Source organism: Haloarchaeobius marinus (genome assembly GCF_051207415.1).
Classification (GTDB): domain Archaea; phylum Halobacteriota; class Halobacteria; order Halobacteriales; family Natrialbaceae; genus Haloarchaeobius.
The window spans coordinates 444,385-457,610 of the sequence record NZ_JBPKGD010000003.1; the positions used below are offsets into that span (position 1 = coordinate 444,385).

General features: G+C 67.6%; 14 protein-coding genes. 4 read left to right on the forward strand and 10 right to left on the reverse strand.

Annotation, left to right across the window (positions count from 1 at the left end):
• Positions 1 to 30: 30 nt before the first annotated feature.
• Genes ACSC1W_RS14275 through ACSC1W_RS14285 form a run of 3 tightly spaced genes read right to left on the reverse strand, consistent with a single transcriptional unit; the run spans position 31 to position 2,599 of the window.
• Entirely contained in the window at positions 31 to 303 is a 273-nt protein-coding gene (locus tag ACSC1W_RS14275; RefSeq protein WP_435348205.1) for a DUF7553 family protein, read from the reverse strand.
• The gene (locus ACSC1W_RS14280; protein ID WP_435348206.1) at positions 300 to 1,682 is read right to left on the reverse strand and encodes a DUF2268 domain-containing putative Zn-dependent protease; all 1,383 of its coding nucleotides are present in this window, start codon (positions 1,680 to 1,682) and stop codon (positions 300 to 302) included. The genes ACSC1W_RS14275 and ACSC1W_RS14280 overlap by 4 nt, the downstream gene beginning before the upstream one ends.
• Positions 1,679 to 2,599, reverse strand: a complete 921-nt coding sequence (locus ACSC1W_RS14285; RefSeq protein ID WP_435348207.1) for a hypothetical protein — start codon at positions 2,597 to 2,599, stop codon at positions 1,679 to 1,681. Before ACSC1W_RS14285 ends, ACSC1W_RS14280 begins: the two co-directional genes overlap by 4 nt.
• A 131-nt stretch (positions 2,600 to 2,730) precedes the next feature.
• On the opposite strand from ACSC1W_RS14285, the gene uvrB reads away from it, so the two are divergent.
• Together uvrB and ACSC1W_RS14295 are read left to right on the forward strand one after the other, a co-directional pair.
• The gene (gene uvrB, locus ACSC1W_RS14290) at positions 2,731 to 4,797 is read left to right on the forward strand and encodes an excinuclease ABC subunit UvrB (RefSeq protein ID WP_435348208.1); all 2,067 of its coding nucleotides are present in this window, start codon (positions 2,731 to 2,733) and stop codon (positions 4,795 to 4,797) included.
• Positions 4,798 to 4,921: 124 nt separating this feature from the next.
• On the forward strand, positions 4,922 to 5,608 hold the full coding sequence (locus ACSC1W_RS14295) for a DUF4013 domain-containing protein (RefSeq protein ID WP_435348209.1): 687 nt from the start codon (positions 4,922 to 4,924) through the stop codon (positions 5,606 to 5,608).
• Positions 5,609 to 5,651: 43 nt separating this feature from the next.
• On the opposite strand, the gene ACSC1W_RS14300 is transcribed toward ACSC1W_RS14295, so the two are convergent.
• The 3 genes from ACSC1W_RS14300 to ACSC1W_RS14310 all read right to left on the reverse strand — a co-directional run bounded on the left by ACSC1W_RS14300 (position 5,652) and on the right by ACSC1W_RS14310 (position 8,517).
• Positions 5,652 to 7,421, reverse strand: a complete 1,770-nt coding sequence (locus ACSC1W_RS14300) for an excinuclease ABC subunit C (RefSeq protein ID WP_435348210.1) — start codon at positions 7,419 to 7,421, stop codon at positions 5,652 to 5,654.
• A 137-nt stretch (positions 7,422 to 7,558) separates the two neighbouring features.
• On the reverse strand, positions 7,559 to 8,251 hold the full coding sequence (locus ACSC1W_RS14305) for a DUF5828 family protein (RefSeq protein ID WP_435348211.1): 693 nt from the start codon (positions 8,249 to 8,251) through the stop codon (positions 7,559 to 7,561).
• A 50-nt stretch (positions 8,252 to 8,301) separates the two neighbouring features.
• Complete coding sequence (locus ACSC1W_RS14310) at positions 8,302 to 8,517, reverse strand: DUF8007 family protein (RefSeq protein WP_435348212.1); 216 nt, start codon at positions 8,515 to 8,517, stop codon at positions 8,302 to 8,304.
• 95 nt (positions 8,518 to 8,612) lie between these two features.
• Here ACSC1W_RS14310 and ACSC1W_RS14315 point away from each other — a divergent pair, with 95 nt between their 5' ends.
• On the forward strand, positions 8,613 to 8,990 hold the full coding sequence (locus tag ACSC1W_RS14315) for a cupin domain-containing protein (RefSeq protein WP_435348357.1): 378 nt from the start codon (positions 8,613 to 8,615) through the stop codon (positions 8,988 to 8,990).
• Positions 8,983 to 9,567 carry a DUF8052 family protein gene (locus ACSC1W_RS14320; RefSeq protein ID WP_435348213.1) on the forward strand — a complete coding sequence of 195 codons (585 nt, stop codon included), beginning with the start codon at positions 8,983 to 8,985 and terminating at the stop codon, positions 9,565 to 9,567. Before ACSC1W_RS14315 ends, ACSC1W_RS14320 begins: the two co-directional genes overlap by 8 nt.
• 15 nt (positions 9,568 to 9,582) lie before the next feature.
• On the opposite strand, the gene ACSC1W_RS14325 is transcribed toward ACSC1W_RS14320, so the two are convergent.
• The 4 genes from ACSC1W_RS14325 to ACSC1W_RS14340 form a co-directional block, all read right to left on the reverse strand.
• Positions 9,583 to 11,424 carry a carbon starvation CstA family protein gene (locus ACSC1W_RS14325; RefSeq protein ID WP_435348214.1) on the reverse strand — a complete coding sequence of 614 codons (1,842 nt, stop codon included), beginning with the start codon at positions 11,422 to 11,424 and terminating at the stop codon, positions 9,583 to 9,585.
• Positions 11,425 to 11,550: 126 nt separating this feature from the next.
• Positions 11,551 to 12,528, reverse strand: coding sequence for an ArsA family ATPase (locus ACSC1W_RS14330; RefSeq protein WP_435348215.1), 978 nt, complete (start codon positions 12,526 to 12,528; stop codon positions 11,551 to 11,553).
• A 2-nt stretch (positions 12,529 to 12,530) separates the two neighbouring features.
• Complete coding sequence (locus ACSC1W_RS14335; RefSeq protein ID WP_435348216.1) at positions 12,531 to 12,830, reverse strand: DUF7990 family protein; 300 nt, start codon at positions 12,828 to 12,830, stop codon at positions 12,531 to 12,533.
• Positions 12,831 to 12,882: 52 nt separating this feature from the next.
• The gene (locus ACSC1W_RS14340) at positions 12,883 to 13,203 is read right to left on the reverse strand and encodes a hypothetical protein (protein WP_435348217.1); all 321 of its coding nucleotides are present in this window, start codon (positions 13,201 to 13,203) and stop codon (positions 12,883 to 12,885) included.
• Positions 13,204 to 13,226: the final 23 nt, after the last annotated feature.

Consider the following 13,226-nt stretch of genomic DNA (forward strand, 5'->3'; position numbering starts at 1 on the left):
TTCTCAGGGCGACGAAGACGCCGACGGCGCTCACACGCCGGGGAGCGTCTCGCGGAACTCGTGGATGTAGTCGACCGCGACCTCGATCTCCGTTCTGACCTCGTCGTTCGAGCCGTCGGCTATCTCGTCGAGGATGCTCTCGTGGCGAGCGAGGCGGCCGTGGTCCGGGCCGCGCTCCGACTCGGCGTGCTCCTCGAACTCCTCGGCCTGTCGGTAGAGTCGTTCGCGTCGCTCTGGGTCGTCGGCCGCCTTGGCGGCGGCGATGAGGTGCTCGCTTGCGGTGTGGAGTTCGTCGCGTGTCATGCTAGCACGTACGATGCCCCCAGGGTTGTCGCTTGTGGTTCCCGCGACGGGTCGGTCGCGTTCGTCGTCGTCCGGAGGACGACCGTCTCGCCGTCGGACGAGACCGACAGCACGTCGAGGAGGTCGGCGTCGCCGACGGTCACGACGACGGTCCGGTCGTCGGGTCGGACGATGGCACCGCGCGCCGGCGACTCGCCCGGCCCCCGGGTCGCGTCGAGGACCCAGCGTCCGGCCACGCGCCGGCCGGCGGCGTCGAACGTCCGGTTCATCGCGGCGGCGAACTCGTCGGCGTCGGCGTCGGTGTCCCACCGGGTCACCCAGACGAAACTGGCGTCGGCGGTCGGGTCCTCGCGGTAGGTCAGCAGCCAGTCGCTCCCCCAGCCGGCGGCCGCCCGCTCGGCGCGCTCGACGGGGACGCCGTTCTCCAGCACGACGCGGGTGTAGGCCTCGCCGAGTCGGTCGCTCTGTCGCCCCCGCCAGGAGTTGCCGTCGCGGGTGCGGACCCAGAGGTCGACCGGCGGCTCGGAGCCCGGGTCGAGGCCGTGGAGGACCTGCTCGCTCGTGGTCGGAGGGTCCTCGTACACCGCGTCGACCCGGGCGAGGGAGGTGGTCTGTGCCGACACGTAGCGGTAGCCGTAGAGGTACGCGCTCTGGCCGTGGCGTGCCGGCGACCCCGGTTCGAGGCGTCGATACAGCGACGCGGTGCGCTCGCCGCCGGTGTCGGTGGCCACGTCGTACGAGCCCACGTATCGCGTCTCGGTCCAGACCGCGACGCCCTCGATGACGCTCCTGGCGGTCCAGCTACCGTCCGTCGTCCACTGCTCGCCGACCCGGCCGCGAACCGTCGACACGTCGCCGCGCTGGAACTGGACGACGTGGACGAACTCGTGGGCCAGCAACACCTCGAGGGTGGCCGGCGACTCGTTCGCCGGGTAGACCGCGACGGTTCCCAGCGGACCGGTCGCGCCGTTGGACATCGACCGGAGCACCGACCGGTTCGGCCGGCCGGAGACGCCGAGCAGTCGGCCGAACCGACCGGCCGGGGTCGCGACGCGACGGGCAGTGTCGCCGTCGTCGTCGCCGAACCACTCCGTCTCGTTCAGCACCTGCACGTGGGTCGGGAGTTGGGCGTCGACGCCGAGGAGCACCTCGACCCGTTTGAACACCGGGCCGGCGGTGAACGACAGTTCGCCGCCACGGTACGGGACCTCCGCCTCGCCGGTCGACGGTTGCGACCGCGTCTCGTCAGCCGCTACCTCGGCATGCGTCGTCGCGTTCGTCGCGCCGGACGGCGAGTTGTCTATCTCCTGTGCGCCACACCCGGCGAGCAGGACGAGCAGGACGCAGGCGACCGCACTCCAGCTAGGGCGACCGGTCATGCGATGCCAGCCACGCTCCGTGCCGTCGTCCGGTTGGTCGTGTTCCCGCCGAGGGGGACAGCATCGTCTGCCTCCTCGGGGAGCGTCACCGTCACCCCCTCGTCGTACGCGAGGAAGTCACGTTCGACGTCGACGATGGCTGTGAGCTCCTGTCCGGACGGGGTCCGGACGGTCTGGTTCACGTGGAGCACCGACCGCAACACGAGGTCGGTCTCCGTCGAGACGTACATCGTCGCGTCCAGTTCGTTCACCTGCGAGCCCTGGAAGTTCGGGCCGCTGACGTTCGCGAGTTCGTCCTGGTCGGGACGCAGCACCACCACGTACGCCTGCTCGCCGCGAACCGTCTCGGTCCCGGTCACCTGGACGTCCGAGACTTCGAGGAGGGCCCGGTGCATGTAGAGCGTGCTCGTGTTCCGCCAGACCCGGTCGTACGACTCCGAGACGTTCTGCGTGACCCAGTTGGAGCCGTACTGCTGTTCGAGCACCGGACTCCGGACGTAGAAGGAACCGTTCAGCAGGTAGGACGTCTGGTTGATGGTCCGTCCCTGTACGGAGACCGTCTGGTCGAGGACCAGACGACGGTTCGCGGCGTCGATGGTCTTCTCGAAGTCGACCGTGCGGGACTGGTTGCGGGTCCCGTCCGAGACGGTCTGTTCGAGCGTCCCCACCAGTCGGACGTCGGAGACGCCGTCGAGGGCTGCGATGGTGGCCTGTCGTATCTCGCGCTCCTCGGCGTCGGAGTAGGCGTCGACGTCGACGCCGGTCGTCGTCCCGCCGTCGCCGTCGGCCGTCGCCGAGACAGTGGTCTGCGGGTTCGCTACGGTCTCGGGGCCGTCGTCGGCCGTGTCGCTACAGCCCGCGAGCACGGGCGTCGCGAGGACGGCGGCGACCAGCAGGAGGACCTTCGTTCGGTTCATTTTAGCCTCTGGGTTCGGGACGTGGACGTATAATCCTTCGAGCGCGACGGGCGGGAGAGGAGACGTCGGCGCACGCGACGACGGCCGACGAACGTGTAACTCATTGTGCTGGCCTCCCTACGACGGCTACGATGAGCGACGCCAACTCCGGTCCCCTCTCGCCCGACCGACCGGACGCCCAGCGACCGTTCCGCGTCGACGCCCCGTTCGAACCGGCGGGCGACCAGCCAGAAGCCATCGCGGAACTGGTCGAGGGGTTCGAGTCGGGCGCGACCGAACAGACGCTGCTCGGCGTGACCGGGTCGGGCAAGACCAACACCGTCTCGTGGGTCGTCGAGGAACTCCAGCAGCCGACGCTGGTCATCGCCCACAACAAGACGCTGGCGGCGCAACTGTACGAGGAGTTCAGGAACCTCTTCCCGGACAACGCCGTCGAGTACTTCGTCTCCTACTACGACTACTACCAGCCGGAGGCCTACGTCGAGCAGACGGACACCTACATCGACAAGGACGCCTCCATCAACGACGAGATAGACCGACTCCGGCACTCGGCGACGCGCTCGCTCCTGACCAGGGACGACGTAATCGTCGTCGCCTCGGTGTCTGCCATCTACGGCCTCGGCGACCCGCGGAACTACGTCGAGATGGCGATGCGCCTGGAGGTCGGCGAGGAGATCGGACGCGACGAACTGCTCGCTCGACTGGTCGACCTGAACTACGAGCGCAACGACGTCGACTTCACGCAGGGCACGTTCCGGGTCCGCGGCGACACCGTCGAGATATTCCCGATGTACGGTCGCTACGCCGTCCGCGTCGAACTGTGGGGCGACGAGATAGACCGCATGGTGAAGATGGACCCGATGCAGGGCGAGGTCGTCAGCGAGGAACCCGCCGTGCTGGTCCACCCGGCGGAGCACTACTCCATCCCCGAGGAGCGCCTCGAACGCGCGATGGCGGAGATCCGGTCGGACATGGCGGACCGGGTCCGCTACTTCGAACGCAAGGGCGACGCCATCGCCGCCCAGCGCATCGAGGAGCGCACGACGTTCGACCTGGAGATGATGCAGGAGACGGGTTACTGTTCGGGCATCGAGAACTACTCGCTGTACCTCTCGGACCGCGAACAGGGCGACGCGCCGTACACCTTGCTCGACTACTTCCCCGACGACTTCCTCACCGTCGTCGACGAGTCGCACCAGACGCTCCCCCAGGTGAAGGGCCAGTTCGCCGGCGACAAGTCCCGGAAGGACTCGCTGGTCGAGAACGGCTTCCGCCTCCCGACAGCCTACGACAACCGGCCCCTGACCTACGAGGAGTTCTTCGAGAAGACCGACGACCGGCTGTACGTGTCGGCGACGCCCGGCGACTACGAGCGCGAGCACAGCGACAACGTCGCCGAGCAGATCGTCCGACCCACCCACCTCGTCGACCCGGCCGTCGAGGTCGCCCCGGCGACCGGACAGGTCGACGACCTGATGGATCGCATCGACGACCGCGTCGAACGTGACGAGCGCGTCCTCGTGACCACCCTCACGAAGCGCATGGCCGAGGACCTCACCGAGTTCCTCGAGGAGTCCGGCGTCGACGTGGCGTACATGCACGACGAGACGGACACGCTGGAGCGCCACGAACTCGTCCGGGCGCTCCGCCTCGGCGACATCGACGTGCTCGTCGGCATCAACCTGCTGCGCGAGGGCCTCGACATCCCCGAGGTGAGCCTCGTCGCCATCCTCGACGCCGACCAGGAGGGGTTCCTGCGGAGCGAGACGATGCTCGTCCAGACGATGGGCCGGGCCGCCCGGAACGTCGAGGGAGAGGTCGTCCTCTACGCCGACGACCCCAGCGACGCCATGGAGTCGGCCATCGAGGAGACGCAGCGCCGCCGGCGCATCCAGCAGCGGTACAACGAGGAACACGGCTTCACGCCGACGACCATCGAGAAGGAGGTCGGCGAGACGAACCTCCCCGGCAGCCAGACCGACACGGGCGGCATCACCACCGAAGAGGGACCGGAGACCGTCGAGGAGGCCCAGGCACGCATCCAGCGTCTCGAGGACCGGATGCAGGAGGCCGCGAACAACCTCGAGTTCGAACTGGCGGCCGACATCCGCGACCGCATCCGCGACCTGCGCCGGGAGTTCGACGAACTCGACGACCCCGACGACGGCATCGAACCGGAGGCAGACCCCGAGTTCTGAACGGGTCCCGGGGGAACGTCACGACGCCGTCGACGACGGTCCGCGCCCGACTCCGGCAGGACACTCGCCCCGTCGGTCGTTTCGATGCCCGAACATTTTTTAGCCGGTGGTTGGATGTCGAGCCATGGTGGTAGACTCACTGAGTTTCCCGACCAAAGGTGACGACGGACTCGTCCGTTCGATCATCGGCGGGGCACTCATACTCGCGGGGACCGTCATCCCGATAATCCCCCAGTTGCTGTTGTACGGGTACAGTCTGCAGGCGATGCGAGCCGGGGCGACGGGCGACCCCCGGGCGCCCGAGTTCGACGACTGGGGCGACCTGTTCAAGGACGGCCTCAAGGTGTTCGTTGTCGTGTTCGTGTTCACGCTGGTACCGATGGTCCTGCTCGTCGGCGTCGCCGTCTTCGGCGGCTTCGCGCTCTCGTTCGGCACCGCCGCCGGGGGTGCGACGGGGGCCGAGAGCGCAGCGGCTGCCGGGAGCGGCCTCGGCGCGCTCGTCTTCCTCGGTCTGATGGGAGTGGCGGGTATCGTCAGCCTGGCCATCTTCTACGTCGTCCCGGCGGCGCTCGTCGGCGTCGCCACCGAGGACGACATCGGTGCGGCGTTCGACTTCGGGTCGGTCAAGCAGATCGCGTTCACCGGTGACTACCTCGTCGCCTTCGTCGTCGCCGGTATCGTCTCGACGGTGGGGAGCATGCTCGCGCTTCCGCTCATGTTCCTGCTGGTCGGCTTCCCGCTCCTGTTCATCCTGCAGGCCGGACTGGCGCACTACTTCGGTCGGGTCGCCCGCGACGTCGCGACGTACTGACCCGCCGGGGCTCCCTTCGGCGACCGTAGCACCGTCGTGTCCGTCAGCGACCGCCGAGTCGGTTCCGGACCGACGTGGCCGTCTTCTCGCCGACGCCCTCGACGGACTGCAACTCCTCGACGCTGGCCTCGCGGACGTTCTCGACGCTCCCGAACCGTCGGAGCAGTCGCGACCGGGTCTCCGGGCCGACGCCCGGCACGTCGTCGAGCACCGTCGAGACGTCGTCCCGGACCGTCTGGTGGTACTGCACCGCGAAGCGGTGGGCCTCGTCTCGGACGCGCTGGAGGAGGTGTAGCTGTGGCGCGTCGTCGTCCCAGTCGACGGTCCGGTCGGGCGTGACGACCAGTTCCTCCGCCTTCGCCAGCGCGATGGCCGGCACGTCCCACCCCGTCTCGTCGAGTGCGTCACGCGCCGCCGAGAGCTGGCCCTCGCCGCCGTCGACGACGAGCAGGTCGGGGTCCGGTCGGTCGTCGCGTCCCGCGAGCGCGCGGTCGGCCCGCCAGCGGACCAGTTCGCGCATGTTCGCGTAGTCGTCGTTCGTCTCGGTCAGTTTCTTCCGGCGGTAGTCGGCGGTCGACGCCGCCCCGTCGACGAAGCAGACGTTCGAGCCGACGACCGCACGGCCCTGCGCGTGGCTCACGTCGAACCCCTCGATGCGCTCGACCGACGAGAGGCCGAGTTCGTCCGCCAGCGCCGCCGACTCGTCGCGTCGGCCGACGTTCCGGCGCGCGTTCTTCAGCGCCAGTTCGACCAGTTTCGCCTCCCGGCCGGTCCCCGGCACCCGGACGGCGACGTCGGCCGCGTCCAGCCACGCCGCGACCTCGTCGTCGCCGTGGTGTTCGGGCAAGAGGATGGCGTCCGGGAGCGACCGTTCCGCGTAGTACTGGACGAGAAACGCCGCAAGCACGGCCGGAATCGCGTCCGCGTCGTCGGTGGCGTCGCCGTCTCCGGACGTCGGCGCCGCGACCGGATGCCGGTCGCGCTCGACCAGTTGCCCGCCCTCGGCGTGCAACCGGGCGACCGTCGCGTCGCCGCCACGGAGCGCAACGCCCAGCACGTCGACCGACCGTTCCGGGTCGTCGCGCCCGCTGACCGCCTCGCCGCCGCTCCCGTGGAACGACTCCACGACCGCCAGGCGGTCCCTGAGGTTCGCCGCGCGCTCGTACTCCTGGGCCGCCGCCGCCCGGTCCATCTCGGTTCGCAACGGGTCCGCGAGGACGCCCGTCTCGCCCGCGAAGAACCGCGTCACGGACTCGACGTCGGCGAGGTAGTCCGCCTCACCGATCTCGCCCGTACACGGCGCGGTGCACAGGCCCATCTCGTAGTCGAGGCAGGGCCGGTCCCGGCCCGCGAACTTGTAGTCCGAACACCCCCGGACGCCGAACGTCTCCCGGAGCGCCTTCACCACCGTCTCGACGACGCCCACGTTCGTGAACGGGCCGAACACCGTCGCCGCCTCGCCCGGGTCCCGCGTCACCTCGATGCGGGGGAACTCGTGTTCGGTCAACTGGACCAGCGGGTACGACTTGTCGTCCTTCAGCCGAACGTTGTACCGCGGCTGGTGGCGCTTGATGAGGTTCGCCTCCAGCAACAGCGCCTGGGTCTCCGTGTCCGTGACCGCGACGTCCAGGCCGTCGGCGCGCTCGACCATCCCCGCGATCCGGGCCGACCGCGGGTCGGCGTACGACCGCACCCTGGAGCGCAGGTCGACCGCCTTCCCGACGTAGAGCGTCGTGTTCCCGTCGAGGAACTGGTAGACGCCGGGCTCGGTCGGGAGGTCGCTCGCGCGTTCGCGCACCGTCGCCGCGTCCATGCTTCTCGGGGCCGGCTAGGGGCCGCGTCGTCATGGGGGTTTTGTCTCGGTGCGCGCTCGGTTCGCCAGTCTCCCGCCCGGGCGTCGAGACGGTCTGGTCAGTCCGCGTCCACGTGACCGCCCCGGGCACCGTCCGTTCAGTTCGTCGAGGGGTTCGAGCGCTCTTCGGACTGCGGGGGTTCGACGCCCTCGGCGGCCTCGACGTGGGCGGTCTCCTTCTCGACGTCGACGTGCCAGCGGTCGACGGTGTCCTCGTACTCGTAGAGGCGGTCGGCCACCTCGGACTTGATGTCCTCGTCGTTGAGGTTCACCTCGAAGATGAACGCTTCCTCGTCGCCGCCGGTCTGCTGGAGGTTCGCGCTGACGAGTTCGTTGTCGAAGTAGTACGGCGCGAGCTGGGTCATCACGCGCTGGTAGACGGTGTCCTCGACCTTCCTGAGGGCCTTCCGGCCGGCGGAGTCGGCGGCACGGGCGACGTAGTTGATCGACTCGCTCCACTTGTCGACGGCCGAGTCGGTGTCGCCCTCCTCGAGGGACTCGTAGGACTGGGACAGTTTCTCGCCGGCGGTCTGGACGTCCTCGTTGGGCTGCTTGCCGGCCTTCTCGCCCTCTCCCTCGGCGACGCTCGCCTGTTCGGCGGTCTTCTCGCTGACGTCCTGGTCGATGTCCTCGGTGACCTTCGGTCGCCACTCGTTCCACTCCTCGAACGCGTCGGCGTACGTCCCGGTGTTCGCGTCGAGGTCGCGCAACGCTCTGGTGATGCGCTCGCCGTGTTCGACGACTTCGGGCCAGGTTCCGCGCACCTTGAACCCGGAGATGCTCTCTTCCATTTGCTATTGGCCCTACGGTAGCAGTGCGGTGGCTAAACCTGTTGCGCCACTCATCGCCCGTACGTCAGCCGTCGGGCCCACCGGTTCAACCGGTCCTTCAGGCGCCCGAGGGCGACGACGTGGCCGTTTACGGTCCGGAGTTCGGAGTCCGACAGCTCGATGCGGTCGCCGTCGAACGGGTTCGTGCCGTGGTCGCCGCCTGCGGTCTCGACGACCGAACTCATGGAACAGCGACCGCACGCCTCGACGTCGTCGTTCGTACCCATAGTATCACCCCGTACGGACTCCGAATACCAAAGCGTTTTGATGCGTGCCATCACGCGACAATGGATTCATGTCGGTCGGTTCCCTCTCGACGGGTATGGAGTACCATCACATCGAGGTCGACGCCGTTCCGGTCACGCCCGACCGGCCGTCGGACCAGCGAAGTCTGGGCGACGCGGCCGACCTCTCGAACGTCGCCATCAACCGCTACGAGGTCGCTCCCGGCGAACAGGTCCCGTTCGTCTATCACTACCACGACGAGCAGGAGGAGGTCTTCTACGTGCTCGACGGCGCGCTCCACGTCGAGACGCCGACGGAGGAGTACGTCGTCGAGAGCGACCACGCCTTCGTCGCCGAACCGGGCAGTCCCCACCGGGCGTACAACCCGGCGGACGCCGACGGCCCGGTCAGCCTGCTCGCCGTCGGTGCACCGGCGGTCGAAGACGCACACGAGTACCACCCCGACGATGAGTGAGACGGAGACCGAGGCGGCGAACGTGCCGGACTGGGAGGACGAGTACCTCGACCGGGTCTCCGACCGGTTGATGTTCAACTACGACCTGGAGAAGGACTACCAGGTGGACGGGCGGACGTTCCCGATGTACGGGCGCATGCTCGTCAAGAACCAGAAGCAGTTCTTCGTCGCGGCGCTGCGGTACGGGTACCACGAGTCGGTCGAACACCTGTTCGTCGAGCGGGCCGACGAGGTCACCCGGGACGACCTGGAGGCACTCGTCGACCTCGGCCACGACCTCGCCGACGAGTGGATCACGCTCGACGAGGAGCACTTCGAGACGACGTTCACGTTCGTCCGCGTCGTCCCGAACATCCCCGACGACGTGGCGTCGTTCGTCTCCGGGTTCCGCGACCGGACGCTCCTCCGGTACGGCTACAACGGCCACTACGAGGTCAATCTCGTCGTCGTCGCACCCGAAAAAGAACGTCTCGTCGCCAGCGAGGCGGTGGACGTCCACCGCGCGTTTCAGTTGTGGGAGTCGGTCGAACCGGAACGGACCGGAATCGTCGACCGAGTCCGTCGACTCATCGGTTGACGGACCGCAGCGGGTCTAGTCGTCCGATTCCACCTCCCCGCCGTCCGCGGCGACCGCGCCGGTTCCCCGTGCCTCCCTGATGTTCTCGTACCCCATCCGGAGTACGGACAGCGCGAGGTACACCAGGACGAGCGCGATGGCGATCTGCACCGCCGCGGCGACCTGCATGACGATAGTCGGTTCGGTGACATCCGGACCCCAGTTGCCCTGGACGAACTTCTGGTAGAGGTTCTGCCAGAAGGCGAGGTAGAGCAGCGCCGTCGTCGTCACCGTGAACATGATGGCCATCGGTGCGCCGGTGCTGATCAGTTGCTTGCTCTCGTCCCAGTTAGCGAGCCAGATGGTTGCGATGAGCAACGCGAGCGCCGCGAGCGTCTGGTTCGCACCGCCGAACAGCGGCCAGAGGTCGGCCCACCGGCCACTCGCGACGAGGACGTACGCCGGGATGCACTGTATCGCAGCCGTGGCGTACTTGTTCGCGGCGTACCCCTGGAGCGACGTCTCGGGCGTCCCGATGAGTTCCTCCATCATGTACCGCCCGAGGCGGACGGCCGTGTCGGTGCTGGTCAGCAGGAAGCTCACGAGCACCAGTCCCATGAACGCGGCGGCGAGGGTCTCGCCGATGCCGAACGCGGCGTTCAGGATGATGCCGCCGCCGGTTGCGAAGTTCGGCAGTGCGAGACCGATACCGCTGCCGGTCGGGATGTTGGCGTAGACCGCGACGGTCACGAGCGCGACCGCCGCGAGCAGGCCCTCGCCGAGCATGCCGCCGTAGCCGATGGTCCGGGCGTCGGACTCCTTGTCGAGTTGCTTCGCCGTCGTCCCGGACGAGACCAGCGAGTGGAACCCACTGATGGTCCCGCACGCGATGGTGACGAACAGGAGCGGGAACAGGGGTGCCGCAGCGAGTTCTGGGTCACCCATGAAGCCCTTGTACGCGGGCAGCTGGATGGTCAGGGTCTCGCCGGCGCCGGTGAAGGTGCCCACGATGACCGCCAGCAGCGTGCCGCCGACCCCGACGTACAGCAGGTTCGACGTGAGGAAGTCCCGCGGCTGGAGCAGCACCCAGACCGGCAGGACGCTCGCGACGAACCCGTACGCGATGACGACCGGAATCCACGCTGCGATGTTCGTGCTCCCGAGTACCGGCGGCAGGAACGACCCGCCGAACAGGACGATGGTCCCCTCCGGGTACGGGGCGAACCCGCCGGCACCGGGCGTCAGTGCGATGGGGAACTCCACCCCGACGAACACGCCCGCGAAGACGGCCGCGATGAACACGATGGCCCCCAGCACGAACGGAAGGTCGAGCTGGTACAGGTACACCCCGAACACCAGCGCGAGCAGGATGTATATCATGCTCGCCGTCGCCGACTGCGGATACGCGGTGAACACCAGCGCGACGACCAGTGCGAACACCGCGACGACGAGGACGATGGTGAGGAACGCGAACCACAGGATCATGTCCTTGCCCCGTTCGCCCACGTACTCGCCGATGATGTACCCGATGGACTTGCCCTCGTGTCGGACGCTGGTGCTCAGCGACATGAAGTCGTGCACCGCGCCGAACAGCGGGTTGCCGATGGCGATCCAGAGGAACGCCGGCACCCAACCCCACCAGACCGCCGCCGTGATCGGTCCGACGATGGGTGCCCCGCCCGCGATACTCGAATAGTGATGCCCCAGGAGGACCGGCTTCTTGGATGGAACGTATTCCTGCCCGTCCTCGTACTTGTGTGCTGGCGTCTCCCGGCTATCGTCCAGTCCGACGAACCGTGAGAGGTACTTGCTGTACCCCAGGTAGCCGATGCTGAACGTGACCAGTACTGTGACGACCAGCCAAATTGCTTGTACCATGATAACCTACCACGGCCGAATACATGGAGTAACTACTGTTTAAAACTAATTCTCGAATAGGGACAGAAACGGGTGCCAACTTTGATGGATGTCCCACTTTCGAGATTCGGTTCGGACCGACCGGCCTCAGGACGACCCGCCGACCGTCGCGGACTCGACCTCGATGTCGAGTTCGTCGGCCACCGTCGCGAGCAGGTCGCCTTTCACCTCGGAGACGCGGGACTCGATGCGGGCGACGATGGGTTCGTCGAACCGTTCCTCGACCTCAGCGATGCGCTCGCGCTCGGTCGCACAGCGGTCCCTGAGGTAGCGCGCCCCGGTCCCCTCCTCGTCCTCGTCCGGCATCGGCGTCACCCTGTTGACGACGAGTCCAGCCACGGTCAGACCGTAGTCCGTCAGCTGGGCGAGCGCCCGGTCGGTCTCGCGGATGGACAGTTCGTCCGGGTTCAGGACGAGGTAGAACCGCGCGTCGTCGCGCAACACCCGTCCGGCGAACTCGAACATCTCCTTGCGCTCGGAGAGGCGGGCGATGATGGGGTCGCTCTCGGCCTTCCGGCGGGCCTCCTTCTCGCCGATGGCGGCCTTCTCGTACAGGTCGATGCTCTTCATGCGCTTCTCGATGAGGCGGTCGATCCAGTCCTCCAGGAACGACGGGAGCGAGAGCAGGCGTAGCGTCCCGCCGGTCGGCGAGGTGTCGAAGACGACCCTGTCGAACCGGTCGCTGTCGCGCATCACGTCGATGAATCGGTCGAACAGCGCGGCCTCGTACGCCCCGGGCGTCTTGTGGGCCAGCTCTATCTGCCGGTCGATGTCGTTGACGATGGCCGGACTCACCTGGTCGCTCATCGCGCGCTTGGTCTCGAGCAGGTGGTCTTCGACCTCCTCCTCCGGGTCGAGTTCCATCGCCCAGAGGTGGTCGATGCCCTCGACCGGTGCCGGGTCGTCGTCGAACTGCTGGTCGAACACGTCCGACGTGCTGTGGGCCGGGTCCGTCGAGACGACGAGCGTGTCGAGGCCACCGTTCGCACACTTCAGCCCGTAGGCGCAGGAGACGGTCGTCTTGCCGACGCCACCCTTCCCACCGAAGAAGACGAACTTGTGCATCGTCAGTGGAAGTGGTACTGTTCGCCCTTCCGTTCGAGCAGGGTCCCACGGTCCCACATCCGTCGTTCCCACGCCTCGAACTCCTCTGCGAGGTAGGGGAGCAACTCCGCCGTGTAGTACGACACCGGACTGGGGATGCCGAAGGCGTCGGCGAAGCAGGCGAAGAAGAACACGTCCTCCTGGTCCTCGGCCTCGTGCTCTATCTTCTCGAACGCCGGATGCTCGAACATGCCGTGATAGAGGCCGTGGAGCACCTCCGTCACCCACTCCCGGAACGTCGCGATGCGGTCTACCAGTGTCATACGTGCTCACTGGGCGTGACGGGTCTTAAACGTCCGGCTCTGGTCGTGCGGTTCACCCCAGGACCAGGGGGAGCGAGAGCAACGCCAGCAGTGCCATCCCCGTGAGGACCGCGTAGAACAGGCGCTGAATCCGCCGGGCGGGTGGCACCACGGCGCGATGCTCGGGGTTGCTGTCCCACACGAGTCGGTGGTAAGACGCGACGACGAATCCGGTCCACACGACGGCACAGAGGCAGATGGCGGCGTCGAGGGGGACGTTCAGCGTCACCAGGTACACTGGTCCGAACGAGAAGAACACGAAGACGGCGCTCGCGCAGACCACGAAGAAGGGGACGGGGTCGACTGGAGTGCCGCGCCTGTTCCTGAGACGCATCGTCTAGAGTAGCACGTACACCC